This window comes from Pseudomonas sp. LBUM1671, assembly GCF_059695685.1.
Window position 1 is genome coordinate 2,589,517 of the sequence record NZ_CP166782.1, and the last position, 26,380, is coordinate 2,615,896.

General features: G+C 60.4%; 22 protein-coding genes, 1 tRNA gene and 2 pseudogenes. 16 read left to right on the forward strand and 9 right to left on the reverse strand.

Annotated elements, in window-relative coordinates; genetic code table 11:
- Positions 1–19: 19 nt before the first annotated feature.
- Both ACA060_RS12040 and ACA060_RS12045 read right to left on the reverse strand, forming a co-directional pair.
- Positions 20–1,057: an AraC family transcriptional regulator ligand-binding domain-containing protein gene (locus ACA060_RS12040; RefSeq protein ID WP_497317458.1), complete on the reverse strand. Its 1,038-nt coding sequence runs from the start codon at positions 1,055–1,057 to the stop codon at positions 20–22.
- Between the two features lie 9 nt (positions 1,058–1,066).
- Positions 1,067–1,981 carry a GGDEF domain-containing protein gene (locus ACA060_RS12045; RefSeq protein WP_497317460.1) on the reverse strand — a complete coding sequence of 305 codons (915 nt, stop codon included), beginning with the start codon at positions 1,979–1,981 and terminating at the stop codon, positions 1,067–1,069.
- 496 nt (positions 1,982–2,477) lie between these two features.
- Here ACA060_RS12045 and ACA060_RS12050 point away from each other — a divergent pair, with 496 nt between their 5' ends.
- The 5 genes from ACA060_RS12050 (at position 2,478) to ACA060_RS12070 (ending at position 9,044) form a co-directional block, all read left to right on the forward strand.
- A complete protein-coding gene (locus ACA060_RS12050) occupies positions 2,478–5,006 on the forward strand; it encodes a TonB-dependent receptor (RefSeq protein ID WP_497317462.1) in 2,529 nt (842 codons plus the stop codon).
- 63 nt (positions 5,007–5,069) lie between these two features.
- Positions 5,070–6,983, forward strand: a complete 1,914-nt coding sequence (locus ACA060_RS12055; RefSeq protein WP_497317464.1) for a phytase — start codon at positions 5,070–5,072, stop codon at positions 6,981–6,983.
- Positions 6,984–7,079: 96 nt separating this feature from the next.
- On the forward strand, positions 7,080–7,781 hold the full coding sequence (gene tolQ / locus ACA060_RS12060) for a protein TolQ (RefSeq protein WP_497317465.1): 702 nt from the start codon (positions 7,080–7,082) through the stop codon (positions 7,779–7,781).
- 13 nt (positions 7,782–7,794) lie between these two features.
- Positions 7,795–8,241 carry a protein TolR gene (tolR, locus tag ACA060_RS12065; RefSeq protein WP_109630070.1) on the forward strand — a complete coding sequence of 149 codons (447 nt, stop codon included), beginning with the start codon at positions 7,795–7,797 and terminating at the stop codon, positions 8,239–8,241.
- Positions 8,238–9,044, forward strand: a complete 807-nt coding sequence (locus tag ACA060_RS12070; RefSeq protein ID WP_497317467.1) for an energy transducer TonB — start codon at positions 8,238–8,240, stop codon at positions 9,042–9,044. Before tolR ends, ACA060_RS12070 begins: the two co-directional genes overlap by 4 nt.
- Positions 9,045–9,076: 32 nt before the next feature.
- On the opposite strand, the gene ACA060_RS12075 is transcribed toward ACA060_RS12070, so the two are convergent.
- Positions 9,077–9,973, reverse strand: coding sequence for a LysR family transcriptional regulator (locus ACA060_RS12075; RefSeq protein WP_497317469.1), 897 nt, complete (start codon positions 9,971–9,973; stop codon positions 9,077–9,079).
- Positions 9,974–10,080: 107 nt separating this feature from the next.
- On the opposite strand from ACA060_RS12075, the gene ACA060_RS12080 reads away from it, so the two are divergent.
- The 8 genes from ACA060_RS12080 to ACA060_RS12115 all read left to right on the forward strand — a co-directional run bounded on the left by ACA060_RS12080 (position 10,081) and on the right by ACA060_RS12115 (position 19,458).
- On the forward strand, positions 10,081–11,250 hold the full coding sequence (locus ACA060_RS12080) for an MFS transporter (RefSeq protein ID WP_497317471.1): 1,170 nt from the start codon (positions 10,081–10,083) through the stop codon (positions 11,248–11,250).
- Positions 11,251–11,293: 43 nt separating this feature from the next.
- Positions 11,294–12,118 carry a hypothetical protein gene (locus ACA060_RS12085; protein WP_497318220.1) on the forward strand — a complete coding sequence of 275 codons (825 nt, stop codon included), beginning with the start codon at positions 11,294–11,296 and terminating at the stop codon, positions 12,116–12,118.
- A 166-nt stretch (positions 12,119–12,284) separates the two neighbouring features.
- Positions 12,285–13,526, forward strand: coding sequence for an ATP-grasp domain-containing protein (locus tag ACA060_RS12090; protein WP_497317473.1), 1,242 nt, complete (start codon positions 12,285–12,287; stop codon positions 13,524–13,526).
- Between the two features lie 87 nt (positions 13,527–13,613).
- Entirely contained in the window at positions 13,614–14,642 is a 1,029-nt protein-coding gene (locus ACA060_RS12095) for an AbrB family transcriptional regulator (RefSeq protein ID WP_109630087.1), read from the forward strand.
- Between the two features lie 48 nt (positions 14,643–14,690).
- Positions 14,691–15,698 carry a 4-hydroxy-2-oxovalerate aldolase gene (dmpG, locus tag ACA060_RS12100; RefSeq protein WP_497317475.1) on the forward strand — a complete coding sequence of 336 codons (1,008 nt, stop codon included), beginning with the start codon at positions 14,691–14,693 and terminating at the stop codon, positions 15,696–15,698.
- A 16-nt stretch (positions 15,699–15,714) separates the two neighbouring features.
- Positions 15,715–16,593 carry an acetaldehyde dehydrogenase (acetylating) gene (locus tag ACA060_RS12105; RefSeq protein WP_497317477.1) on the forward strand — a complete coding sequence of 293 codons (879 nt, stop codon included), beginning with the start codon at positions 15,715–15,717 and terminating at the stop codon, positions 16,591–16,593.
- Between the two features lie 23 nt (positions 16,594–16,616).
- Positions 16,617–17,804 carry a pyridoxal phosphate-dependent aminotransferase gene (locus tag ACA060_RS12110; RefSeq protein WP_497317479.1) on the forward strand — a complete coding sequence of 396 codons (1,188 nt, stop codon included), beginning with the start codon at positions 16,617–16,619 and terminating at the stop codon, positions 17,802–17,804.
- A gap of 130 nt (positions 17,805–17,934) precedes the next feature.
- A complete protein-coding gene (locus ACA060_RS12115; RefSeq protein ID WP_497317481.1) occupies positions 17,935–19,458 on the forward strand; it encodes an FAD/NAD(P)-binding protein in 1,524 nt (507 codons plus the stop codon).
- Positions 19,459–19,672: 214 nt separating this feature from the next.
- Here ACA060_RS12115 and ACA060_RS12120 read toward each other — a convergent pair.
- A pseudogene (locus tag ACA060_RS12120) lies at positions 19,673–19,993 on the reverse strand (helix-turn-helix domain-containing protein); the annotation flags it as partial.
- Positions 19,994–20,571: 578 nt separating this feature from the next.
- On the opposite strand from ACA060_RS12120, the pseudogene ACA060_RS12125 reads away from it, so the two are divergent.
- Positions 20,572–20,724, forward strand: a pseudogene (locus ACA060_RS12125) (SDR family NAD(P)-dependent oxidoreductase); the annotation flags it as partial.
- An 88-nt stretch (positions 20,725–20,812) separates the two neighbouring features.
- Here ACA060_RS12125 and ACA060_RS12130 read toward each other — a convergent pair.
- Positions 20,813–20,900 (reverse strand) — tRNA-Ser (locus ACA060_RS12130).
- Positions 20,901–21,023: 123 nt separating this feature from the next.
- Between ACA060_RS12130 and ACA060_RS12135 the strand changes: the two genes are divergently transcribed.
- Positions 21,024–21,695, forward strand: a complete 672-nt coding sequence (locus tag ACA060_RS12135; protein WP_008006561.1) for a Bax inhibitor-1/YccA family protein — start codon at positions 21,024–21,026, stop codon at positions 21,693–21,695.
- Between the two features lie 59 nt (positions 21,696–21,754).
- On the opposite strand, the gene ACA060_RS12140 is transcribed toward ACA060_RS12135, so the two are convergent.
- Positions 21,755–22,084 carry a YceK/YidQ family lipoprotein gene (locus ACA060_RS12140; RefSeq protein WP_497317483.1) on the reverse strand — a complete coding sequence of 110 codons (330 nt, stop codon included), beginning with the start codon at positions 22,082–22,084 and terminating at the stop codon, positions 21,755–21,757.
- Positions 22,085–22,141: 57 nt separating this feature from the next.
- Positions 22,142–22,579 carry an Lrp/AsnC family transcriptional regulator gene (locus tag ACA060_RS12145; RefSeq protein WP_008155029.1) on the reverse strand — a complete coding sequence of 146 codons (438 nt, stop codon included), beginning with the start codon at positions 22,577–22,579 and terminating at the stop codon, positions 22,142–22,144.
- 135 nt (positions 22,580–22,714) lie between these two features.
- Here ACA060_RS12145 and ACA060_RS12150 point away from each other — a divergent pair, with 135 nt between their 5' ends.
- The gene (locus tag ACA060_RS12150) at positions 22,715–23,608 is read left to right on the forward strand and encodes a DMT family transporter (RefSeq protein WP_109630120.1); all 894 of its coding nucleotides are present in this window, start codon (positions 22,715–22,717) and stop codon (positions 23,606–23,608) included.
- Positions 23,609–23,615: 7 nt separating this feature from the next.
- Here the strand turns inward: ACA060_RS12150 and ACA060_RS12155 are convergent, their stop codons facing one another.
- Both ACA060_RS12155 and ACA060_RS12160 read right to left on the reverse strand, forming a co-directional pair.
- On the reverse strand, positions 23,616–24,656 hold the full coding sequence (locus ACA060_RS12155) for an FUSC family protein (RefSeq protein WP_497318222.1): 1,041 nt from the start codon (positions 24,654–24,656) through the stop codon (positions 23,616–23,618).
- Between the two features lie 47 nt (positions 24,657–24,703).
- Positions 24,704–26,329, reverse strand: coding sequence for an NADP-dependent glyceraldehyde-3-phosphate dehydrogenase (locus ACA060_RS12160; RefSeq protein ID WP_497317486.1), 1,626 nt, complete (start codon positions 26,327–26,329; stop codon positions 24,704–24,706).
- Positions 26,330–26,380 lie beyond the last annotated feature (51 nt).

Here is a 26,380-nt window from a genome sequence, read left to right on the forward strand (position 1 = left end):
TCCACACAAAAATCAGACTTCAACGGGTCTCGAACATCTCGCGAATCAAGTTAGGCGTGCTGCCGGTCCAGCGCTTGAAGGAGCGCCGAAAGTTCGCCGCATCGTTGAATCTCAGGTAGTCCGCGACTTCTTCGTTACTGAATCCCTTGATCTGATAGAGGTAAAGCGCCACATGCTTGCGCACCAAATCCACCTGTTGTTGAAATCCTGTGTCGTGTTTTTGCAGTTTGCGCTTGAGCGTGGCGGGGCTCATGGCGAAGGCCAGGGCGGCCTGTTCGAGGTTGGGGGCTTGGCGAACATGGGTTTGAAGGTAGCGATAAACACAGTCGATGAAGCTTGAGGCAAATCCCAATTGTTCGATTTGTCGGTGGGCTTCCTGGCGGGCAACCTGGCCTGCTGTGGCCGAGGCGTCGGGCCAGGACTGAGTGAGATATTCCCGGGGGATGCGCATTTGGTCCAGCGGGCGCTTGAACTGTGTGTGCTCACCCAGATGCACCCAGTATTGCTCGACATAACGGGGTTCGGCATGGCTGAAGCTGCATTCCCACGGCAGGCGCTGGCCACTCTGTGACCGGCTCATGGCCACGATCGAGGTCATGCTTGCCTCCAGCACAAAACGCCACTGTTCACCCGCTCCGCAGCTGTCCAGCCAGTAGAAATAGGCGTGTTTTTCATCCAGCACCAGTCGCGGGGTGGCCAGCGGGCTGAGCAGCGCCTGTAGCTGCACCAGCGTGTCGAGGGCCTGGTGCAGGTTTTGGGCGTGGCGCAGGGCGTGGCTGGCGGGACCGTAATGCCCCGGTAGCAGGCGCTGGCCGAACAAAAAGCTGCTGTCGTCGGCATCCAGCAAGCGCCGGCAGTTGCCGATCAAACCGAGAAACTGCTGCGGGCTGAGGCGAGTCTGGCCGACCAGGATGTCGTCATGAAACAGTCCGGTGCCGCGTAACAGACGATGGCTGTCGATTCCCCGGGACAGCGCCAGATCGATCAGGGTTGCTGGCTGGTAATGCCCGGGAATGAAACGGCTGTCGGTTTCGTACCAAGTGGTTTTCAGGGTCATGGCCGGGTCTCAGGCCGTTCTGGCCAGAGGCTGCTTGGCCCGGGCCAGCGCCAGGTTAAGGCGCTTGAGCAGGGCGTCGGGTGACTCGTTCAGTGCCATCACCACCGCCGTGCTCGCCGACAGTTGCAAGCGTTCGCCGTGCTGCCGGGTTTTGTGCGCCAGGCCCTGAACCGCTTGCTGCAGTTCCAGCGCCAGCAACCGTGCCTGGCTCTCGCCGGTGTTGGGCAGTAGCACCACGAAACGGTCGCCGGCCAGTCGGCAGAGCAAGTCCTGTCGGCGCAGGTTGAGCAGCAGCACATGACTGAGTGCTTGCAGCACGGCGTCGCCTTCGGCATGCCCGAAGGCCTGATTGATGGCCGAGAAGTTGTCCAGGTCCAGCGCCAACAATGACAGCGGCTGTTGTTGACCATGACTTTCCTCAAGACTGCCGGTCAGTTGCCGCTTGAGGTAATCGGCGCCGCCCAATGGCGTGAGTTTGTCGAACAACCGATGCTCGCGGAACAGCCGCTCGCGTTTCTCCATCTGTGCGCTGATTGCCAGTTGTTCGCGGTGCCAGTGATAGATGCCGAGGGTCAGCAATATCATGCCCACCGGCATCGGCCCGGACTCGAGCCAGTGATCCCAGGTGATGCTGTCGGGCAGGCGGATGAACTCGTCGAGGCTGTCGATCCACCAGGAGAAAAAGATGCAACTCAAACCCAGCACCAGGTAATGGGTGACGCGCCCGGCCGGCCGACTCTTGAGCACCAGTCCCAGCCAGACCAGCGCGAGCAGCGCCGAACCGCCTTCACCGACGATGTCCAGCCAGACCCATTCGCTGACCGGTTTGACCTCGCCGCAGGCCAGATGCACAAGCAACCCCAGGTTGGCGGCCAACAGCAGCAGGGCGAGTTTCCAACGGTGAGGTTTGAGCACTGAGAACATGGCCGCGATCCTTTGGCGAAGAAGCAATTCGCGCCAGCACAGCAGATGTTTGTGACAGTCGGGTGACTGGGGTGTGAGGTCGAATCAGCTCATGGTCCTGTGGGATTTTCTGGCGAGTGAGGACCAGCAAGCAGTAATGCGATCTGTAGCAGCTGTCGAGCTTGCGAGGCTGCGTTCGGCTGCGAAGCAGTCGTCAAACCAGAGATTGCGGTGTGGCAGGCAGACCGCATCAACCTGATTCACGACTGCTGCGCAGCCGAACGCAGCCTCGCAAGCTCGACAGCTGCTACAAGAGTGCGTCGCGGCAGAAATGGCATAACTGACTGGACAGCAAAGTCATTTCAGCTCACTTCCCTCCCCGAAACCCGGCAAAACCCCGGTTTACCGCACCTCCCGCCAACCCCTGTCACAGAACCGTCATCCCCCGTGCCTAGCGTGCCCTCCCAGTTGCCGGGCCACTTGCCTGGCGTTATCGGACTCTTGGGGGAGGACCACCATGTATAAGCGCAGCAGCACCGCTGGAGTCGTCGGCTTCACGCTCACCGCCCTGGCTATGGCAATCGCCAGTGAACGCCTGAGCGCCGCCGAAGCCGTGGCGAACACCGAACACGTCGAAGTGGTGGGCCAGGCGGCGAGCATTGATCAGGCGCTCAAGGAGCAGCGCAGTTCCGACAGCATCAAGAGCGTGGTGCATGCCGACGGCGTGGCGCAGTTGCCGGACGAAAACGTCGCCGAAGCGGTGCAGCGTCTGCCGGGAGTCAGCGTCGAGCGCGACCAGGGCGAAGGGCGGTTTGTCAGCGTGCGCGGCCTCGGTCCGGATCTGAACAGCGTGACCATCAACGGCACACTGGTGCCATCGCCGGAAAGCGAACGGCGGGCCGTGGCCCTCGATGTGCTGCCCTCGGAATTGGTGCAGTCATTGTCGGTGATCAAAACCCTGACACCGGACATGGACGCCAACTCTCTGGGCGGCACCGTGGATGTTAAAAGCCTCTCGGCCTTCGATCACAAAGGGCTGTTCTACACCGGCAGCAGCGAAGCCAGTTACGACAAAAACACTCACCAGACCAGCCCGAAATTTTCCGGTGCCGTCAGTGATCGCTTCAGCCTTGGCGACGGCATCGACAACTTCGGCGTCGCTGCGGCGCTGAGCTGGCAGAAGCGCGACTTCGGCTCGGACAACGTCGAAACCGGCGGCGCCTGGGACTTCGAGCAAGGCGCCAAATTGCAGGAGTTCGAGCAACGCGATTACGACATCAGCCGTGAACGCTCCGGTGGCGGCCTGAACTTCGATTACAAACCCGACGACCTCAGCAGCTATTACCTGCGCACCCTGTACAGCCGCTACAAGGACAGCGAGACGCGCAATTCCACCAGCCTGGAATTCGCCGACCCACTGGCGGCGGGGGAGTTGGGCGATGCCGAAGGCGCCCGAAAACTCAAACAACGGGAAGAGACCCAGGAAATCCAGTCTTACGTATTGGGCGGCGAACGTATGTTCGGCCTCTGGACCCTCAGCGGCCAGGCCGGCTACAGCCGCTCCAGTGAAGACAGCCCGGGTCATATCGCCAACGCCGCGTTCAATGGCACCGACGACTTCGCCGACAGCGGTTTCTACGACACCAAAAAACCGCGACCCCTGATCGGTCAGGGCTTCTACAACCCGGACAACTTCAGCCTCGACAAGGTCGATTGGGAAAAACAGAAAACCACCGACACCGAGAAAAACCTGCGACTGGACCTGGCCCGCGACTACGACCTCAGCGGCTATGCGTCCCAGGTCAAATTCGGCGGCAAGGTCAGCCGCCGCAACAAAGACAACAACCTCGATGCCTGGGTCTATGAAGATTTCGACGATCTGGGTTTCAGCGATGAACAGCTCAACCTCAGCCGATTCCAGAAAGGCACCGTGGACTATCGCCTCGGCCAGTTCGGCCCGGGCATCAGCGGCAGCGGCATCAAGCAGTTGATCGGTGGCCTGAATCAAGCGGACTTCTATGACGAGACCGAATCGCGGGTCAACGACTTCAAGATCAGCGAAGACATCGACGCCGGCTACCTGATGAACACCATCGATATCGATGACTGGCGTTTCATTGCCGGCATGCGCTACGAAGGCACCGAGTTCGAAGCCAAGGGCACGGGCGCCACCGGTGGCGAGTTCCAGTCCACCGAAACCAAACGCCGTTATCACCACTGGCTGCCGGGCTTGCATGCGCGCTATCAACTGGACAAGAACACTCAGGTGCGCGCGGCCTGGACCAAGTCCGTGGTGCGCCCGACGTTCGGCCAACTGGCGCCGGGTTTTGTCATCGACGATGACGAGGCGACCTTCGGCAACCCGGAGCTCAAGCCGCTGGAATCCAGCAACCTCGACCTGGGCATCGAGCACTACATGGGCCATGCCGGCACAGTCTCGGCGTTCGTGTTCTACAAAGACATCAAGAACTTCGTCTACAACACTGACCTGGCGGGCACCGGCGCCTGGGCCGATTTCTCCGAGGCTCATACGTTTGCCAATGGCGACAGCGCCAAGCTCTATGGCCTGGAACTGGCCTACTCGCAAAAATTCGACTGGCTGCCGGCGCCCTGGAATGGTCTGCTGCTGGGCGCCAACACCACCTTCAGCCGCTCCGATGCCGAGATCGAAGGCTTCGACGCCGCCAGCGGTATCGACCGCAAGCGCAGCATCGATTTGCCCAACCAGTCGGACACTGTCGGCAACCTGATGCTCGGTTGGGAAGATGACAAGTTGAGCCTGCGCCTGTCGGCCAACTACAAGTCCGATTACCTCTTTGAGCTGGCCTCGATCAACGACAAAGCTCACGACCTGCACGTCGATGCCCAGACCTTCGTCGATTTCAGTGCGCGGTACTCGCTGACCAAAAACCTGCAAGTCAGCTTCGAGGCGCAGAACCTCACCGACGAGCCGTATTTCGTCTACACCGGTAACCGCTCCTATAACGGCCAATACGAAGAATACGGCCCGACCTACAAGCTCGGCCTGACCTTCACCCACTTCTAAGCCCCGGGGCGGCAGCCCGGTGCTGCCGCCGTGATGGATGCACGACAAGGACTTTGCCTGTTCATGAGTATTTCGTGGTTACCCAAACACGGTCTGCTGACCACCCTGATCAGCTTGACCATCGGCCAGGCCATGGCGGCCGCGCCGAACCTGAGCCTCACACCCTGGGCGCCGAACCTGGCGGTCGACGCGGTAGCGTTTTTGCCCGCTGAGATTGGCCCTGAACGCCTGGCCGCCAGCGAACGCGTCGGCTTGCTGCTGCTCGACGCGCAAGGCAAAGAGTTGGCGCGCCTGAAAGGTTCGTTCAGTAGCCTGGACAGCCGCGCCGCCGGTCAACACGTCTTGGTGGCCAGCCTCGACAACGCTCGCCAACAAGCGTTGCTGGTCAGCCTCGATCCGGCCAAGCGCAGTTGGGGGCAACCGGTGTATCTGCCAACGCGGGATTACCCGGTGAACGGTTTGTGCCTGTACCGCGACGAAGCCAGCAATCTGTTCCTGTTTCTGGTGGGCGAGGAGGGCAAGGGTGAGCAATGGCTGGTGGGCAACGGCGCCACTTTGAACCCGCAACCGCAACGGGTGCGCGGTCTGCCACTGCCGCCGTCGGCACAGTTCTGTCAGGTCGACGACGCGGCCAATCAACTGGTGGTCAATGAAGAGAACGCCGGTTGGTGGGCCTACCCGGCGCATGCCGAGGCTGATGTAACGCGCACACCTGTGGCGATGCGCGAACCGTTCGGCGAGATCAAACAGTTCGCGGGTGCGATGGCCGTGGTGCCGGGTGGCATCGTCGGACTCGATCCGAAAGCCGCGCAACTGCATCTCTATCAGCAGCAGGGCGAACGCTGGACGGCTCAGGCCACCTTGGCGTTGCCAGGCTTGAACGAGCCGGAAAACCTCGCCCTGCGCCCGACGGCCAAAGGCTTGCAAGTACTGTTGCGCGACGATGACGACGGCCTTCTGTATCAGGGCGAACTCAACTGGCAAGCCACGCCGGTGCCCTTGGCGCCGGTGCTGCCGAACGTAAAAGCAATCAGCCAAAGCGACCCGGTTGGGCGCCAGGGTGATGCCGCGGATGATCCGGCGATCTGGATTCATCCGCAGCAAGCCGCACTGAGTCGGGTGCTGGGCACCAATAAAAAGCAGGGGCTGATGGCGTACGACCTGCAAGGCAAATTGCTACAGGAGTTGCCGGTGGGCCGCCTGAACAACGTTGATACACGGCCGAATTTCAAGCTCGGTCAGCAGACCGTCGACCTCGCGGTGGCGAGCAATCGCGATCGAAACAGCCTCAGCCTGTTCAGCATCGACCGCACCAACGGTGAGTTGCGCGAAGCCGGTGAGATCCCCACGCCGCTCAAGGACATCTACGGCATCTGCCTGTTTCAACCGGCCAGCGGCGAACTTTACGCGATCGCCAACGGCAAGGATGGCACCTTCCTGCAATACCGCCTGAGCGCGCCGAACGGCAGCGTACAGGGCGAGCTGGTGCGCCAGTTCAAGGTCGACAGCCAACCTGAAGGCTGCGTCGCCGACGACCAGCGCCAGCGCCTGTTTCTCGGTGAAGAGGACGTCGGCGTCTGGGCGGTGGACGCCCGCGCCGATCAGCCGGCGACACTCAGCAGCGTGATCAAAGTCGGCGCGCAGTTGCAGGCAGATGTGGAAGGGCTGGCGCTTTATCAAAGCGCGGCGCAGGACTATCTGGTGATCTCAAGCCAAGGCAACGACAGCTATGTGGTGCTCGATGCCGAACCGCCGTTTGCGTCTCGCGGTGCATTGCGCGTAGGGCTGAACGCCGAGCTTGGTATCGACGGTGCGTCGGAAACCGACGGCCTGGAAGTCACCTCGGTGAACCTTGGCGGGCGTTGGAGCCAAGGCCTGCTGGTGGTGCAGGACGGCCGTAAACGCATGCCCGAGCAAACCCAGAACTTCAAATTCGTGCCCTGGGCCGAAGTCACCCGGGCCCTGAAGTTGCCTTGACCCGGTCTGTCATCAACGCGTCATCACATTTTCATCGAATAGCTCAACGGCCGTCGCGCATCGGCGGCCCGAGAGCATCAGACAAGGAGTTTCACCATGCAGGCCACACTCGAACACATGACGATCTGGGGGCTGATCAGCGACGCCAGCCTGTTGGTCAAGGCGGTCATGCTTACCCTGTTGCTGGCCTCGTTGCTCAGTTGGTACCTGATCATGCAGCGCAGCCTTGTGCTGCAACAGCGCGAACGGCAGATGAATGCGTTTGTGAAGCGCTTTCGCAGCAGCTCGGATCTGCTGCCGCTGTACCGGGACACTACTGACAGCGAGAACGGCGTCGAGCCGATATTTCACGCCGGGCTTCACGAGTTCAACCATCTTCATCAGCACACGGGCAATGCCGCCGACGTGGTGCTCGAAGGTGTGGAACGCGCGCTGTACGTCGCCATCAGCGAGCAGGAAGTGCAGCTGGAGAAAGGCTTGCAGTTTCTCGCGACCGTCGGTTCGGTCAGCCCTTACATCGGTTTGTTTGGCACGGTTTGGGGAATCATGAATTCGTTTCTCGGCTTGTCTCAGGTACAGCAAGCGACGCTGTCGACCGTGGCCCCGGGCATCGCCGAAGCGCTGATCGCCACGGCCATCGGCCTTTTTGCGGCGATTCCGGCGGTGATTGCCTACAACCGCTTTTCCTCGCGCAGCCAGACCTTGCTCACCCGTTACTACGCCTTCGGCAATGAGCTTCAAGTGCGCCTGCATCGCACGTTGCATGGCAAGCCGTTGAACCTGGCCGCCGCAGCCTGAGAGGAGAATGAAGATGCTGGTCAGACCGCAACGCAAGCACGGGCCCAAGGCCGAAATGAACGTGGTGCCCTACATCGATGTGATGCTGGTGCTGCTGGTGATTTTCATGGTCACCGCACCGATGCTGACCCAGGGCGTGAAGATCGAATTGCCCAAGGTCGCCAGTGAAGCGTTGGCCACCGATACCCGCCAGCAAATCCTTACCCTGTCGGTGAAGGCCGAGGGCAGCTACTACTGGAACCTCGGCGGAGAACTGGATACGCAGCACCAGACCGACAGTGCGGTGGGGCTCGATGAGATGCGGGCCAAGGTCGCGCAAATCGTTGCCGAGCGTCATGACACTCAGGTTTACATTCGCGCCGACAAGGACGCCGGTTACGGCAGCGTGGTCGCGGCCATGGCGGCACTGCAACAGGGCGGGGTCAGCAACCTCGGGCTGGTGACCGAGGCTGCGCAATGACGGCGATGATCATGCACGACTCCACCATTACGTTGCCGCGCAGTGCTCCCGGCGGGTTCTGGCAGAACAGTCTGGCGGCGGGCCTGGCCGTGGCGCTGCACGTCATCGTTCTGGCGTTGTTGGTACACGGCTGGTCGCTGGAGAAAACACCAGTCAGTCAGCCGGCAGTTTTGAAAACCCAATGGGTGATGTTGCCGCCGGAACCTCAGGTGCAGGCTCCCGAACGGGCACCCGCAATCGAGCAGCCAGCACCTCCTGAGCCCGTTGCAGCCGCACCCATCGAGCCGATCAAACCTGCTGTCGATCCACAACTCCAGGCTCAAAAACGCGAACAGGCAGCGTTGGCGCGAAAGCGGGTCGAAGATAAAAAACTCGAGCAGCAAGCCGAGCAGCAACGCGAGCGACTGGAGACGCAACGACGTGACCGGGAGACCCAGCAGCGGCAACTCGCCCAGCAGCAAGAACAACGTGCCGAGCAGGCCAGACTGGCTGCCGAACGCTCGCGCCGACCAGCCGCACAGAACGCTGCCGACATTCGTCAGTATTTACCTCTGAGCAAGGAAGCACCGGACTATCCGCAGCGGGCTCTGGACAAGAACATAGAGGGTGATTGCTCGGTGGAATACACCGTCAACCCACAAGGCAAAGTCGAGAATCCCAGGGTGCTTGATGGTTGCCATCCGCTGTTCATTCGACCATCGCTGGCAGCCGCTAACACCTTCCGTTACCAACCGCGAGTCGTCGACGGCCAAGCCGTTGCGGTGCCGGCTGTGCGCAATACGTTCCATTACCGGATCAAGTAAGTGGTAACCCTGTCATGTGACAGGCAAATCATTCACCTTGCTCGGGTCTGCTCGATGGTTTCGACAAATGCCTTGACCAGCGGGCTGCGTTCGCGTTTGCGCGTCAATATCAGCAAGGGTGCGGTGGCCCCGGGTTCAGCCAGGGGCCGATAGGTCACGCCGCGCTTGACCAGGGTCTGGGTGCATTGGGGCACCACGGCGACGCCACGGCCTGCGGCGACCAGGGCGATGATGGAGGTGATCTGCTTGCCCTTCGGCGCGGGCAGGGGGATCAGCGCCTGGCGCCGATAGAGCGCCTCGATGATCTCGTTCAACCCGGAACCGTAGTCGGTCGGGAAGGCGATCAACGGGTAGGCGCTCAAATCGGCGAGTGTCACCTGTTCTTTCCGGGTGAGCGGGCTGTCACTGGCAATGGCCGCGACCAGCGGCTCGTTGTCCAGGCAGATGGCTTGAATCTCGGCATCGTCGGCGGGCGGCTGCATACGGCTCATGCCGATATCCAGACGTCCCTCGATGAGCTGCGACCATTGAGTGCTGGACGCGCCTTCTTCCACCGTCAGTTGCACATCCGGGTACGCCGAGCAGAAGGTCTGAATGGTCTGGCTGAAAATGTCCGACAGCGCAATCGAACTGGCGTAGCCCACCGCGAGATGACCCGCGGAACCCGCCGCCAGCTTGCTGGTAATGCTCGCCGTCAGATCGACTTGTTCCAGCACCGCCCGGGCGTAGGGCAGAAAGTGCCGGCCCTCGGAGGTGAGCCTGACATTGCGGGTGCTGCGATCGAACAGGCGAAAACCCAGATCCGCCTCCAGTGCCGAAATCTGCCGCGTCAGCGGCGGTTGGGCAATGTGCAGGCGTGCCGCGGCACGGCCAAAGTGCAGCTCGTCGCTGACGAGCAGGAAGTAGCGCAGGCGGCGGAGGTCAATCATCGTCATCCTTGAGGTATCAATCGGTCAGAAATAGGTATTGGATCCTTTCGACGGTCTATCTTATAAAATTGTAAAAATACATTACAGATAATCCAGGGAATCGTCGCGTGAGTTGTCCTCGAGTTGCCTTGTTTCTGGCTGGGTGCGCCGCTTTTATCAACCTTTATGCCACACAAGGGCTGCTCAACGAGTTGGCTGCGGCGTTTCACATTTCCGCCAGGCAAGCGAGCTGGAGCATCACCGTCACCACCCTGGCCGTGGCAATCACCGCTCCCTTTGTCGGCCGGTTGACGGCGCGGGGCGAGCAGCACCGGGTCATCGCCGTGGCCGCGATATTGCTGGCACTGCCTGCGGTGATGGCGGCCTGCTCGGGCAGTTTCAGCGAGCTGCTGCTCTGGCGAGCGGTGCAAGGCATGCTGATCCCGGTGGTGTTTGCCACCAGCGTTGCCTACATCGGCGTGCGCTGGAGCGGCGAGGCCGTGACGGAAATGACCAGCCTCTATGTCGCTGGCACGGTGCTGGGCGGCTTTAGCGGACGCTTTTTGTCCGGCCTGGTGACCGAGTTCGATGATTGGCGCCTGGCGTTGGCAGTGCTGGCCGGCTTGAATCTGATCATCGGTCTGGGGATTTTCCTGCTGTTGCCGCGCAATCTTCGGCCACCCGTACAAACGCCTGCCGATCGCAAGGCGATGCGCAGCGAATTGCTAAGCAGGCCGTTGCTGGCCACCTACGCCGTGGGTTTCTGCGTGCTGTTCGCCCAAGTCGCAATGTTTACCTATGTCGGCTTACACCTGAGTCGGGCGCCGTTTGCGCTGGGCACCGCTGCGCTTGGTTCGATTTATGCGGTGTTCCTGCTGGCACTGGTGGTGGTGCCGATCGCCGGGCGCATGAGCAAGGCCCGCCCTCGCAGTGAATGGGTGAGGGTGGCGGCATGGCTGGGCGTCAGCGGCTCGGTGCTGACCCTGTGGCCATCGTTGTGGCTGATCGTTGCCGGTCTGGCGCTCAGTTGCACCGGCGTGTTTCTCGCCCAGTCCGCGGCCAATGCCTTTATCACCGCTCATGCCCGGCAAAACAAGGCCGGCGCCGTGGGCGTGTATCTGACCTGCTACTACCTGGGCGGCAGCTTCGGCGCGTTTGTGCCTGGCGTGCTGTGGGAGCAATGGGGCTGGCCTGGCTGTATCGCGTTGATCGCGGTTTTCCAGTTGCTGCCGCTGCTGATCGTGCGCAGTGGCTGGAAGTATTCCCCATTGCCATCAATGCCGCTCCCGCGCCCGTGAATGTGCCTGAAATCATCATCCAACAAGGAAAATAGAGATGACCGTGAGTAACCTGCTGACGCTGCAAAGCCAGTTGTTGAACGTGATAGAACCGGTGCTGGAGCTGATGCCGGCCGGGGTTTTGAAGCAAGCGTTGGTGGATGCGTTTCGCAGCCAGGAATCGGAATTGCTGGACATCGAAAGTACGTTTCAGACGCTCACCTCACGCCGCCATGCGGCGCCGCAGTTGCGCAAGTTCTTTGGCAGTTGGTCGAAAACCAACAACTCGGCGGCCAGTGTGTCCGGCCTGGCCAACCGCATCACGCTGCTGGCGCGTTCCGAGCAGTGGGGCGAAGCGGCGCAACGGCTCTACCGAATCTGCGGCAACCTGCAACGGATCACCGACGAGGACCTCGGCGCACTGAGCAACACGCTGCATTCCGAACTTTTTTACAACATGGCAACGCGGATCTGCGGTGACGATCAGTGGCTGCTGACAGACAATTGCCTGCCATCGGCGCAGGCCTTCAAGGACTGGACGGACGCGCAACGCCTGCGTGACCGTGACCTGTTGCAGGGGCTGTTGGTCACCCTGGTTCACGAGGTCTACACCCACGGTGAAGTGGAGTTCATTCATCCACTGTTCAAGCAATGGTTCGAACGTGACATGGGCGTGCCGCCCGCGAAGGTACGGGCCACCGTTGCCTGGGTCACCGTGCACACCGGCGGCACCGAAAGCAATCACTTCGCCCACGCGGTGGCAGCGGTCGAGGAGTTCGTCGATGTCATGGGCATCGTGGTGGTCAAGTCCGCCGCCCAGGAAATCTTCGGCCAATACCTGCAGCGCAAGGCTGCGGTGATGCGTGAGTGCGGCCAATACCTGGGCTGACAGACCACGATCTGACCAGCGCTTGGGAAAGTATCAATAACGACGGCATCGGTATTGGCCTGTCCTTCAGGTTTTTATCAAGATACTGAGGCTCCGGATCCGGCGTGGATGTGATGTGCCTGAAGTTGGAGATTTACAAACTATGGAAGATTGCAAGGAAAGCCGCATGCAGCTCATTGTTTTTTGCCCGCCGAAAATTCTTCTCCAGCACTCTGCCTCGAGCTGGTCTGCTGCGCTTGGCCAGGGGGGCATGCTGTTGAGCTGTGCCTCGCGATCTCAAGAGATTGCGGCGCATCTGGGCCATACCGTCCACTTTCAGCTCTTCGACAACTTTAACGACAGCGCGCTGGTCGAGATCGATGTCTATGAGCTTGCACGGGAGCTCCATGCGCCGCTGTGTGTGGCGCTGGCCGAGATCGATGTGCTGCGGGTGGCGCGCATCAATGATCGGCTCGGGATTACGGTGGGTGCCGAGGATCGCGCCTCGTTTTACCGGGACAAGTTCCTGATGAAACAACGCACCAGGGACTGCGGGTTTGCCATCGCCGAAATGGCATTGATCAGCAATGCCACGCAAGCGGTTCGCTTCAGCGAGCGCTTCGGTTTCCCGGTGGTCATCAAGCCTTGCGATGGCCGCGGCTCGAACGGCGTGGAGGTGCTCGACGATGCGCAGCAGCTGCGCGAATGGCTGGCCGGGCGCACTTCAAGCACGTTCCACAACCTGATGATCGAAAGCTATGTCCGTGGCCGCCATTACATCGTCAATGGCCTGTACATCGATGGCCGTCCGATCCTGGTTTCACCGGTTCGGGTCATGACCTCGGCGCTGGATTTCCTCGGCGGCAAATCACATGACCTGCACATGCTCGACGCCGACAACCCGATGCGCGACAGGTTGGTTCGCTATGCGCGTTCGCTGGTCGAAGAGGTGCTGCCATCCGATCCGACCATGCTGTTTCATCTCGAACTTTTCGTCGATGGAAATGACGAGATCGTTCTCTGCGAAATCGCCTCGCGGTTGGGTGGGGTGTTCTTCAATCAGGAGCTGACCCACGCCTGGGGCATTGATCCGCGGATGAGCTTCCTGCGCGCGCTGCATGATCCGTTCTACCGTCCTGAGCCAATGGCCGCGCCGCTGCGGATGGTCGGGCATATCAGCATCCCGCCACGGGTCGGTCTGCTGCGCGACGTCCCGCAAACCTGCCCGCTCGACGGTGTCCTGGAGTACCGGATTTCCGCCAGGAAGATGACCTCCTATGGCGACATGGAATTCACCAACTCGGAAATCCTCAACGCCATTGTGGCGGGCGGGGATGAGGCCGAGTTGCGCAACAAGCTGCATCAGGTCGAGGCCTGGTTCCACGAGAGTTGCGACTGGTCGGACAGCGAAATCGCCGCCGCGATATAGACCCTGCCGCGCTCTCTTTCGACATTAATCGAGCTGACCTCCCTGAGCTGGACGATCTCGTCACGCCTGCAGAAAAGTGGATATCCAATGAAGACAGTGTTTGAAAGCCTTATCCCGATTCCCGTGGCGGCCCTGGGCGCATGGCTCGGTTACCTGACCGGGCTTCCACTGGGTGAGCTGATCGGCGCGATCTGCCTGGTCACGGCGCTCAGTAAAATGGGCGTGCGCATGCGCATGCCGTATCCGTTCGTGGCCACCGTGCAGTTGCTGCTCGGGGTCAGTGTCGGCTCCATCGTCACCGCCTCGATGATGCATGAGCTGACGGACTTCAGCATTCTGGTCGGTCTGCTCATCTGCATGACCACGCAGGTTTTCGTCGGCTACAACTGGCTACGGCGCATGGAGCGCTGGGGGCATATAGAAAGCCTGCTCGGGTCGATTCCCGGCGCAATGGCGGCGGTGATGACCGTCTCGGGAGAGGAGGGCCCGGCCTCCGGGCGCATCGCGTTCGTGCACATTGTCCGCTTGCTCGCGCTGTTGCTGGTGGTGACGATCATTGCCGGTGGGCACGCCGAAAGCGCCGCGCCGGTGCTGGGCACGCTTGATAATTACCTTGGCGTGATCCCTCCGGCGATCGCGGCGGTGGTGGCCGGTTATCTGCTGGAGCGCTTCGATGTTCCCGCGCCTTACATGTTGACCGGGCTAGTTTGCAGCGCAGCGGTCAACGTCGGTTTTCCTCAAGTCCATCTGCATGTTCCCGATCCGCTGGCGATCGTTGCGCTGATCCTGCTCGGCGGCCTGATCGGCATTCGCCTCAAGGACATCACGTTCAAGGATTTCGTGCGTTACATCCGCGCCGGGCTGGTGGTTACTGCCCTGACGTTCTGCACGACACTGCTGGTCGCCTTCGCGTTCAGCAAGCTGACTGGCAAGCCGTTCCTTTCGCTGTTCATGTCGTGGGTTCCGGGCGGTGTCGAGGTGATGACCGCAGCGGCTTTGCTGCTCAAGCTCGATCCTGCCTTTGTGATGCTCAATCACGTGGTGCGGATGTCGATCATCCATATTTCGCCGGCGTTCCTGCCCAAACGGCTGCTGCAGGAAAAGCCCTCGGCCTGATCGTAATGGCTGCAAAAAACTTCGAATGATGACAAGGACTTGATCTCGATGAGTATTGCAATTCACGACCCAACGCTGCGCGACGGAAATCATGCTGTCTCCCATACGCTGAGCCTGCAGGACATTGCCGCCTACTGCCGCGCGGTCGATGGCTGCGGCCTCAGCGTTGTAGAAGTCGGCCACGGAAATGGCCTGGGTGCGTCCTCCCTGCAACTCGGACTTGCGCGCTACAAAGACAGCGAGATGCTCGAAACGGCGCGAGCCAACCTGACGCATTCCAGGCTCGGCATCCACATGATTCCCGGGTTTGCCAGGCTGAGCGATGTTGATACCGCACTGCAGATCGGCGTCGACGTACTGCGCATCGCGTCCCATTGCACCGAGGCCAGCCTGACCGAGAGCTACATCGAGCATGCGCGGTCCAAGGGCGCGTACGTCCAGGGCGTGCTGATGATGACCCACATGGCCAGCCCCGAGACGCTGCTCGAAGAAGCGTTGAAGCAGCAGGGCTATGGCGCCAATGCCCTGGTTCTGATGGATTCGGCGGGGCACTTTGACCCGGACAGCACACGCGAAAAGATCGGCCTGCTGGTCAGGGAGCTTGCTATTCCCGTGGGCTTCCATGGCCACAACAATCTTGGCTTGGCGGTTGCCAACTCGCTGGCTGCCGCCCAGGCCGGGGCGACCATCATTGACGGCTGTATGCGCGGATTCGGCGCGGGTGCCGGCAACACCCAGCTGGAGGTGCTGTGCGCGGTGCTTGAACGCTACAAATTCGAGACCGGGGTGAAGGTTTTTGACCTTTGCCGCGCCGTCGAGAGCCTAGAGGATTCAGCACCGGTCAGGACTCCCACGGTGGTGAAGACTGCCAATCTGATCAGCGGCCTCTACGGTGTTTGCAGCGGGTTCGAGAAGCACGTCGCGCGCGCGGCGGCGGAATTTCACGTCGAGCCGCGAAAAATCTATGAAGAGCTTGCGCGATGCAACGCCGTGGCCGGCCAGGAAGACCTGATCATCTCGGTGGCCAGCCGCCTTTCTCAACCCGTCGTCGCCTGACTCTGGAGCTGAAAAAATGACTTTGAAAACCGCCATCATCGGCAGTGGCAATATCGGCTGCGACATCCTGTGCAAGGTGCTGGCCCATCCGAATCTGGATTGCACGCTGGTTGCCGGTCGCTCCTTGCACTCATCGGGCCTTGCGTTTGCCCGTGAGCGCGGGGTCGCCACCACCGCGGACGGCATCGACGGCCTGTTTGCCCGGATCAACGAATTTGATCTGGTGTTCGATGCCACCTCGGCAGCCGACCATGAAGCCCACGCACCGCGCCTGATCGAGGCCGGTAAAGCGATCATCAACCTGACCCCAGCCTCTCTGGGCGCGTTGTGCGTGCCGTCCCTCAACGGCGAGGAGCTGACCGAGGCGAGCAATATCAACATGATCACCTGTGGTGGCCAGGCTTCCATCCCGCTTGCGGCCGCGATCGCCCGGGCTAATCCGGGCGTGCGCTACATCGAAGTGGTGTCATCGATCAGCGCCGAAAGCGCCGGCCCGGCCACTCGGCGAAACCTGAGCAACTACATCACTACCACCGAGCATGCGTTGAGCCATTTCACCGGCTGCAAGGACGTCAAGGCGATCCTCAACATCAATCCGGCCAAGCCGAATGTCTTTATGCAGACCGCGGTTTCGGCGCTGATAGAGACGGTTGATCTGACCGCCACCCGCCGTGAAGTGGAACGTGCCGTGGCCCAGGTGCAGTCTGCCGTGCCTGGGTATCAGGTCATCGTCGATCTGCATTACAGCGAGGGACGCTTGTTCACCATGGTGCGCGTTGAAGGGGCAGGGGACTTTCTCGATCCAAGCGCCGGCAACCTCGACATCATCACGGCGACTGCCACTCACATGGCCGCGCTCATGGCCCGAGCCCGCGTGACCGAACGCGCAGCCTGACTCAGCGTAACGGAGCCATTTTTATGCCTACTCTTTCGCCAGATCTCGAATTTGCACGGTTTTGCCCGATCCTGGGTGTCGTTCAGAAAGTCAGGGAAACCCTGCATCCAGTGATCGATCTCGGTGTCGGTGTGCCGGGTTTTCTTCCGGCGCCGCACATCGTCGAAGCGGCCGTCAAAGCTGCCTGCGAACACACCGGCGGGTATGGCTCAAGCCGCGGAGATGAAGCGCTGCTGGCGGCGTATCTGGATCATCTGCATGGACAGGGGTTCACCCACTATCGCGAGCAGAATCTGGTGGCCGGCCTCGGCGCCAAGCACCTGTTGTTCAGTGTGCTGCGCGCGATCATCCGCCCCGGCGACGAGATCCTCGTGTCCACCCCTTGCTGGCCGACCTATTTCGACATTGCCGATCTGGTCGGAGCGGGCGTGGTCAACGTCACCTGCTCGGCACAAACCGATTTCAAGATGACGGCGCAGGCCCTTGAAGAGGCCTTGTCCGACAAGGTGCAGGTGGTCATGCTGAACTCGCCGGGCAACCCTACCGGCGCCGTGTATTGCGCCGAGGAACTCGCTGCGTTGGCACAGGTGCTGCGTAAAAAGGATGTCTGGATCATTTCGGATGACGTCTATCAGCGATTCGTCTACGACATGGATAGCTGCCCCAGTCTGCTGTCGGTCGCACCGGATCTGAGCGACCGCATCATCAAGATCGACAGCGTATCCAAACTCTATGGAATGCCGGGCTGGCGCGTCGGGCTGTTGGCGGCCAATGAACGGATTGCCGCCGCAGTCACCACGCTCAATTCCAACTCGATCTCCAATATCCCGCCGATTGCGGCGGCTGCGGCAGCGGCGGCCTTCAGCGGTGACCAGGCGTTCTCCTACGCCGCAAGAGACCGCTTGTACAGTCAGCGCCAGGCATTGCTCGCCGACTTGCAGGGGGCGCCACACCTGAGATTCTGCGAACCAGCGGGGGCGTTTTATCTGTTCATGGATATCAGCCAGGTCCTGGGCAAATCCCTGCACGGCAGGTTGATCGCCGATGACGAGGCATTTTGCGCCTTGCTGCTGGAGGAATACGGCGTCGCGCTGATTCCCGGCAGCTTTTTTGGCGCACCGGGTCATGCGCGATTGTCGTACTCCAGCGATGTCGAGCAGGTCAGGGCCGGGGCCGCGCGCTTGAGAGAGTTCCTGTCTGCCGTTTCGTGATTACCGGTCTGGCAGGGGCGAGGTCTGGCGACGTTGAAGTGTCCCGGAACGGGGGGTGGCTGGCTGCGCCACGTCTGCTGCCGGGAGGAAACACACGTAGGGAAGCGGTTCACTATAAGGAAATACCTTGATGAAAAATGCCTTTGCAATCGTAGGCTGCGGCGCGACGGCTATCGCATTCCTGCAACGTCACCTGGATCGCGTCGCGGCATGCAACGCACCGGCCGGGACCATTTACCTCTTCGAAAAACGCGAAGACTTCGGGCGCGGCGCGGCATATGAGGCTGATTTGCAGAGCAACATCCTCAATACCAAGACAGGTTTCATTACGCCCTATCCGCATCTCCCTGGTCATTTCCAGCGTTGGTTAGAGGACCATCCCGGGGCGTGGCGGCATGCCTTTCCCGAGTTTTGTCCGACCCCGGAGAGCTTTGCTCCGCGGGCCTTGTTCGGCGTTTATTTGCAGCACCAGATCAAGAAGATCGTATTGCGGGGCGCTTCGCTCGGCTGCCAATTGGTGCTGATGAATGCCGAGGTCTGCGCGATCGATCTGATTGACGGAATGGAGACCGTGCGGACGCGATGCGGGCTGAGTCTCGCCACGCACAAGGTGTTGCTGTTCTGCGGGCCGTTGGCCAAGAAAATTGATCCGGACCAGCACGACGAGCGCGTCCTGGCGACACCCTATCCGGTTGCGCGCCTGCTCAAAACAATTTCCCCGGACGAGCGGGTGGCCGTCATCGGTGCGCGGTTGAGCGCCATTGACACGGTGATCGCGCTGATCGAGGGCGGGCATCGCGAGTTGATTCGCATGCATTCGCGTAGCGGCTATTTCCCCGTGGTTCGCGCAACCCAGGAGCGCGTCGAGCTCCAGCACCTGACCCTCGAGGGTGTTCGCGCGCTGGTCGCGCAAAACGGGCCTTTGCAGATCAGTGATCTGGTCGCACTGTTTCGCAAGGAACTGGCCACCCACGACCCGGCCTCGACGAGTGCCGTGATCCCTCTGCCAGCACCGCCGGCCGATGTCATCAGCTTTATCGAAAACGAGATCAATGCCTCGCAAGCACCGCGTATCTGGCAGGCCATCCTCTATGCAACCAACGGCTTCATCGAACACCTTTGGCAGGCGCTGGACGACACTGCACAAGCCAGGTTCATGAAAGAGTATTTCAGCTTCTTCATGGCTTACCGCGTCTCCATCCCGGCGGAAAACGCGCGCAAGATCCTCGGTTACCTGCGAAGCGGCCAGCTGGAGTTCGTCCCCGGTGCGTTTACCGCGCCCGAGCCAGTTGATGTGCCGGGACTGAGCATTCGGGTGGCGGGCTGTGAGCATGTCTATGATCGGGTGATCTACGCAACGGGCTTTCCTCGAGATGCGAACCTCATTGAGTCGACCTTGCTGAGCTTGCTGATCAAGAACGGCACGGCCACCTGTCATCCTATGGGGGGCATCTGCGTCGACCCGGATACCTACCGCATTCAGGGCCGGACGGGCTCGGCGCGGCAGATTTATGCGGTCGGCGAGCTAACCGTGGGGCAGTTCTTCTTCACCTCTGCGCTGGAAATCAACGGGCGACACGCCTTCTGTTGCGCGGACGCGCTGCAATGGCGCGAAGAAACGCACAGGGTTGAGCGTGTGGAAGAGCATGTCTGAGAAACAGCGGCGCGGCAGTGGTGGGTGGCCTGACATTCCGAACGTCTGCCTCTACACACTGGCGGACAGTTATCGAGAGTGGGAAAAGACCTGTTTGAAGTCAGAACACGATGCGAATCGAGTTTGAAACAGGTGAAATGAAGCGTCATGAAAAAAACAATCCTGGCCTTCAGTCGCGTCTCACCCAGCCAGGCAGTCACTCAAGTATGGCTTTTCACGCAGGGCGGCGAGTTCGGCTGGTATCCCTGGATGGCGGACACCCGAATTGACGACTGTATTCTCGGCTGAATTGCGATGGGCTTTCGTAGCCCACTCGATAACATGCACTCGCCACATCCAGCCCTTCGCCGAGCATCAGACGGCGGGCTTCCTGCAGACGGAGTTGCTTCTGAAACTGCAGCGGACTCATGGCCGTCACTGCCTTGAAGCGGTGATGCAACGTAGAGCTGCCCAAATTGGTTACCCGGGCAAGCTCTTCGATGCGTAATGGTTGGGTGTAGTGGTTACGCAAAGCCAGGCAGGCTTCAACTACTCTCCAGGCGCTGCCTCGTACCTTATCCGCGCACCCGGAAATCAAGGACATTGTGATTCAGCTGTTCACCCATCGCAGCGTCATTGAACCCATTCTGGTGCCTGCGGTGGTGGACCCGTTGCTCGTACTGGTGCTGGCGGGGGCGGCGAGGGTGGAGGAGCGCGTACTGGGTGGAGAGTGGAAAGCGGCAGATGTCAGCGCTGGCGATTTCTTCCTCACCAGTTCCGATGAGCCGTATGGAGTGCGCTGGCAGACTCGCGGGGGCGATACCTTCGAAGCCATGCACCTCTATCTGGGTTTACCGCTGATCGAGCAAGCTTCGAGCGAGCAGCTAGGTGAACACGTAAGGGCTGTACGTTTGCGCGATGTATCAGGTGCACGGGACGCGCGAGTTGCGTTTGTCATGGAGCAGTTGCGCACTGAGTGGGTCGAAGAGCGCTCGCCCAGCTCCCTTTTCGCCCGCTCTCTGGCGCAGGCGCTGGCAGTACATCTTGTGCGCAGCTATCTCTGCGACATCCAGCCTGGGCGTCGGGTCAACGCATTACAAGCGTACAAGCTGCGCAAAGTCACTGACGCGATGACACGTTCGCGGGGTGCTACATGGCATTGCCGCCGTCTTGCCAAGCATGGAGGCGCAAGGGTACGGGCAGGTCATCAATATTTCATCGATCGGCGGCCTTGCGGTGTCCCCGACAGCCGCAGTGTATTGCGCTACAAAGTTCGCGGTCAGGGCTGCGGAAACGAGCCATGAAGACGTAACAGAAATCGCCTGCCGCAGAAACGACAAAGCCCTGAATAATCAGGGCTTTGTCGGTACAAATATGGCGGAGGCGATGGGATTCGAACTCATGGACCTGTTACAGTCGACGGTTTTCAAGACCGTTGCCTTAAACCACTCGGCCACACCTCCGTTTGCGTTGCGGGCGCCATAATACCTGAATGAAACACACTGTCAAACTCTCTGCATGGCTTGTTACAGAGCGTCTGTTATGATCTTTGCGACTGAACGTTTCAAACCAACAGGAGTGTCGCCATGCGCGAACAGGATTACGCAGTTAATAACAGCGTGCAGGCTGAGCAGCTAGAGGTTAGCCGCGTCCTGCGCAACACATACGGCTTGCTCGCTCTCACCCTCGCATTCAGCGGCGTGATGGCGTTCGTCGCTCAGCAGATGCGTGTCGGCTACCCGAATATTTTCGTGGTGCTGATCGGTTTCTACGGGCTTTTCTTCCTCACCAACAAGCTCCGTGACTCGGCCTGGGGCCTGGTGTCGGCATTTGCCCTGACTGGTTTCATGGGGTTCCTGCTCGGCCCGATCCTCAACCGTTACCTGGGCATGCAGGGCGGCGCTGAAGTCGTCAGTTCGGCTTTCGCGATGACCGCGCTGGTGTTCGGTGGTCTGTCGGCCTACGTGCTGATCACCCGCAAGGACATGAGCTTCCTCGGTGGTTTCATCACCGCAGGTTTCTTTGTACTGCTGGGCGCGACGCTGGCGAGCTTCTTCTTCCAGATCAGCGGTCTGCAACTGGCGATCAGCGCAGGTTTCGTGCTGTTCTCCTCGGTCTGCATTCTGTTCCAGACCAGCGCCATCATTCACGGCGGCGAGCGTAACTACATCATGGCGACGATCAGCCTGTATGTATCGATCTACAACCTGTTCGTCAGCTTGTTGCAGCTGTTCGGCATCATGAGCCGCGATGATTAATCGCAGGCTCTAAGTAAAAAACCCGCTCAGGCGGGTTTTTTATTGCCCGGAATTCGGGTTTATTCCGTGATGATAATGCTGCCATCGGCCTGCTGGCGGTAGATGGTATAGGGCAGGAGCAACGTATCGAGGGCGCCGGAAATGACTACGTCGATGAGGACAATGGCCGGAGCACTGTCATGCACCTGCGCATCCCGTCCTTTTTGCAGGGGAGCATTGAGCATGCAGAAATCGTAAGTCACGCCGCTGTAGATACGGGGAACGGCACCGCAGTAACTTTTGTACTCCTTGAGATCCTTCGCCGCCACTTCGTCACCGCGAATCACAGTCTGTACCGTACCGCAACCCGTCAGCATCAATGCCGCGAGTAAAACCACCTGAATTTTCATACCGCCAATCCTTCGCCGGAAAACTGTCAATTTACGCGTTTCCAATCAAAACCGCACTCAAGCCATCGGTGGCAAGCGGCGTTTGACCGGGGTCTTCTTGACGATGGCGGTGTTGGTTTCGGCGTGGGTGTTGAGGCGGTCGAGCAGGGTGTCCAGTTGCTCCATCGAGCGAACATGCAGGCGCGCGATGAAACAGTCGTCGCCGGTAACTTTGTCGCACTCGGTGAATTCGGGGATGGCCTGAATCTGCCGCTCGACTTCCTGCAACTGGCCCGGCAACGGGCGTATCCGTACGATGGCCTGCAGTTGATAGCCGAAGCATTTCGGGTCGATTTCGACGGTGTAACCCTTGAGCACGCCACGCTCTTCCAGCCTGCGCAAACGCTCGGCAACGCTGGGTGAGGACAAGCCGCTGATCTGCGCCAGGGCCTTGAGCGAACGGCGGGAATCTTCCATTAATGCGGTGATGAGCACTTGGTCGATGTCGTCGGTCATGGCAAATCCTCTGTTAGGCAGTTGACGGAATACGCCTTGATAAAAAAGGCAGAAACCGAGTTTAGCCTGCTTTTTGCGCTGGAGAAGCCCTTGGGCGGATTGGCATAATTTGGGCTCAATCACAGGAGTCTGATGATGGACAAAACAATACGTCGCGGTTCATTTGAAATGACCGCCGCCATGCTGATCTCCGGGACCATCGGTTGGTTCGTGCTGGTGTCCGGGCAGCCCGTGCTGGACGTGGTGTTCTGGCGGTGCGTGTTCGGCGCCGGCACGCTGTTGCTGATCTGCGCGGCATTCGGCTTTCTGCGCCCGGGCATCCTCACCCGCACCACGTTCTTGCTGGCGGTGCTCAGCGGCGTGGCGATTGTCGGCAACTGGGTGCTGTTGTTCGCCTCTTATTCTCGCGCGTCGATTGCCATTGGTACGGCGGTTTATAACGTCCAGCCGTTCATGCTGGTCGGGTTGGCGGCGCTGTTTCTGGGCGAGAAAATCACCCTGCAAAAGCTGTTCTGGCTGGGTATTTCGTTTCTCGGGATGCTGGCGATTGTCAGCGCACATGGCGAGCAGGGCGCGAGTGGCAACGATTACCTGATGGGCATCGGCCTGGCGTTGGGCGCTGCGTTTCTGTACGCGATTGCGGCGTTGATCATCAAACACCTGACCGGCACGCCACCGCACTTGATTGCTCTGATCCAGGTCAGCACCGGCGTGCTGCTGCTCGCGCCATTTGCGCACTTTTCAGCGTTGCCGCAAGCGCCCAGTGCCTGGGCCAGCCTGGTGACGCTGGGCATTGTTCACACCGGCGTGATGTATGTCCTGCTGTACGGCGCGATTCAGAAACTGCCGACGGCATTGACCGGCGCGTTGTCGTTCATCTACCCGATTGCGGCGATTTTCGTGGACTGGTTTGCCTTCGGCCACCGCCTGGAGCCGCTGCAATGGATCGGTGTTGCCGCGATTCTGCTGGCCGCCGCTGGCATGCAGCAGGGCTGGGGCCTGAAGACTCGTCGCGCGGTCACCCAATAAACAGGCGTCAGATGTTCCAGCGCGGCGCGGTCTTGGCCAGTCGCTGGCGCATCTCGCCGATGTTCGATGCGAACTGGCGGATCAATAACCGATAGCCGTCCAGCGCGTTATAAACGGGCGCTTCGAGACTTGAATCAACCGGCAAATCGACAGAACGACTGAGGCGCTGCGATGCGCCGGTTTTCAGCGCCCGGGCCATGCCGATCAGTTGCACGCGAATCTGCCGGTGCTCGGCTTTGAAACTCGATTGCAGATGGGCCATGGCGTCGCGATCGTTGGCATCGGGCCGGGTGTTGCCGAGGATCTCCAGGGTGCTGACGCACATCCGCAAATTGCGCTGGATGGCATCGAGCTCAGTCATGGAAATCTTCACTTCCTTGGACACCGACGGCATCAGCGAACGCAGTTGCACCATCGCTGCGTTCAGGCGATTCATGATCTTCAGGTGTTCGTCATCGGAGACGGGCTGACCATCGATGATGCGCCCGTAAATCGTCGCGCAATCGCGCAGCGAGTTGGCCAGGTTGTAGCGCCAGGAATAAACCGCATACGACGGCAGGGCGAAGGAAAAGGCCAGGGCCAACGCCACGCCAATCAGAATATCCACGCCGCGCCACAGTCCGTCGGAGATCGGGTTGTCACCATGCCCGGCGACAATAAACACCGTGATCCCCGCCAGCAACGCGGTGTAACCGCCCTTGCCGATGGCGTGATACGAGAAGAATCCGCACACCACCGACATCACAAAATAGGTCAGCCACGGCATTCCGAGCCAGGCCTGTTGCGCCACCAACAGCAAGCCGATGGTGGCGCCGATCAACGTGCCGACGGCGCGCTCGGCGGCTTTTTTGCCGATGTTGCCGTGGTGCTGCAAACCGCCGATCACCACCAGCATCGTCACCGACGCCCACTCACCGTGGGGCAGGTTGATGCCGGTGGTCAGCACGATCGATGCCAGCAACCCCAGCGACACGCGGACCGCGTGGATCAGTTTCGCGTGGCGGTAGCGCCGGTACGGGTCCAGCAACGGACGCAGTAGCCGACGCAGCAGCGGTGGCAGTCGATGGGCTCTGAACGTGTTCAGGCTTGGTGTCCTCAGAAGATGTAATCGGTGGTCAGGAAACTCGAACTGCGTCCGCTGATGATCTCGCTGATGAGTTCTTTATTGGTTTCCTGGAACTTGGTTGCCACCAGCGTGCGGATAGAGAACACCCGCAACGCGTCATGCACCGACAGCGTGCCTTCGGCGGAGTTTTTGCGGCCGTTGAACGGGTAGGTGTCCGGGCCGCGCTGGCACTGGGCGTTGAGGTTGATCCGGCCGACTTGGTTGGCAAAGGTGTCCACCAGCCGACCGACCGCCACCGGGTTGGTGCCGAAGATACTCAACTGCTGGCCGAAGTCCGACTCCAGGACGTAGTCGATCACTGTGTCGAGATGCCGGTAAGGCACGATTGGCACCACCGGGCCAAACTGCTCTTCCTGATAGACGCGCATCTGCGGCGTCACCGGGAACAACACCGCCGGGTAGAAGAACGACGCCCGTGCCTCACCGCCATTCGGGTTCACCACCCTGGCGCCTTTGCTGACCGCGTCCGCGACCAGCGAGTGCAGGTAATCGACCTTGCTCGCTTCCGGCAGCGGCGTCAGCGCAACACCGCTTTCCCACGGCATACCCGGTTTCAGGGTGGCCAGTTTGGCGTTGAATTTCTCGATGAACGATTCGACCACGTCTTCATGGACGAAGAGGATTTTCAGGGCGGTGCAACGCTGACCGTTGAACGACAGCGAGCCGGTCACTGCTTCGTTGACCGCGTTGTCCAGATCGACCTCCGGCAACACGATGCCCGGGTTCTTCGCATCCAGGCCCAATGCTGCGCGCAAGCGGTGGGGTTTCGGGTGGAGTTTTTTCAGGTCGCTGGCGGCTTTGTTGGTGCCGATAAACGCAAAGATATCGATCTTGCCGCTGGCCATCAGCGCGCTGACGGTCTCGCGGCCGCTGCCGTAGATCACGTTGATCACCCCGGCCGGGAAGCTGTCGCGAAAAGCTTCCAGCAGCGGACGAATCAACAGCACGCCCAGCTTGGCCGGTTTGAACACCACGGTGTTGCCCATGATCAGCGCCGGAATCAGCGTGGTGAAGGTTTCGTTCAGCGGGTAGTTGTAAGGGCCCATGCACAAGGCGACGCCCAGTGGAACGCGGCGGATCTGCCCGAGGGTGTCCTGTTCCAGCTCGAAGCGGCTGGAGCGGCGGTCGAGTTCCTTGAGGGCGTTGATGGTGTCGACAATGTAATCGCAAGTGCGATCGAACTCTTTCTCGGAGTCCTTGAGGTTCTTGCCGATCTCCCACATCAGCAGCTTGACCACCGCCTCACGCTGTTCGCGCATGAGGCCCAGAAATGTTTCGACGTGCTGGATGCGTTCGGCCACGCGCATGGTCGGCCACAGTCCCTGACCCCGGTCATAGGCGCGGACGGCGGCGTCCAGTGCGGTCAATGCAGTTTCAGCGTCGAGCAGCGGCGTGCTGCCGAGGATCACTTGTTCGTCGCCATTTTCGCCGGTCAGGTACACGGGACTGCGGACTTGGGCGAGGGGGCCGGACCAGGTTTTCAGTTCGCCATCGACCAGGTATTCACGCTGCTCGGTCTGACCGTCGAGGCGGTATTTTTCCGGGATGTCGCTTGAATCGGGAAACAGGTTGCCAAGGATGTGTGCTGTGGTCATGTCGCTACCCCGTCTGGATTGGGTGATGAACTGATGAATCGTTTTAGCAGA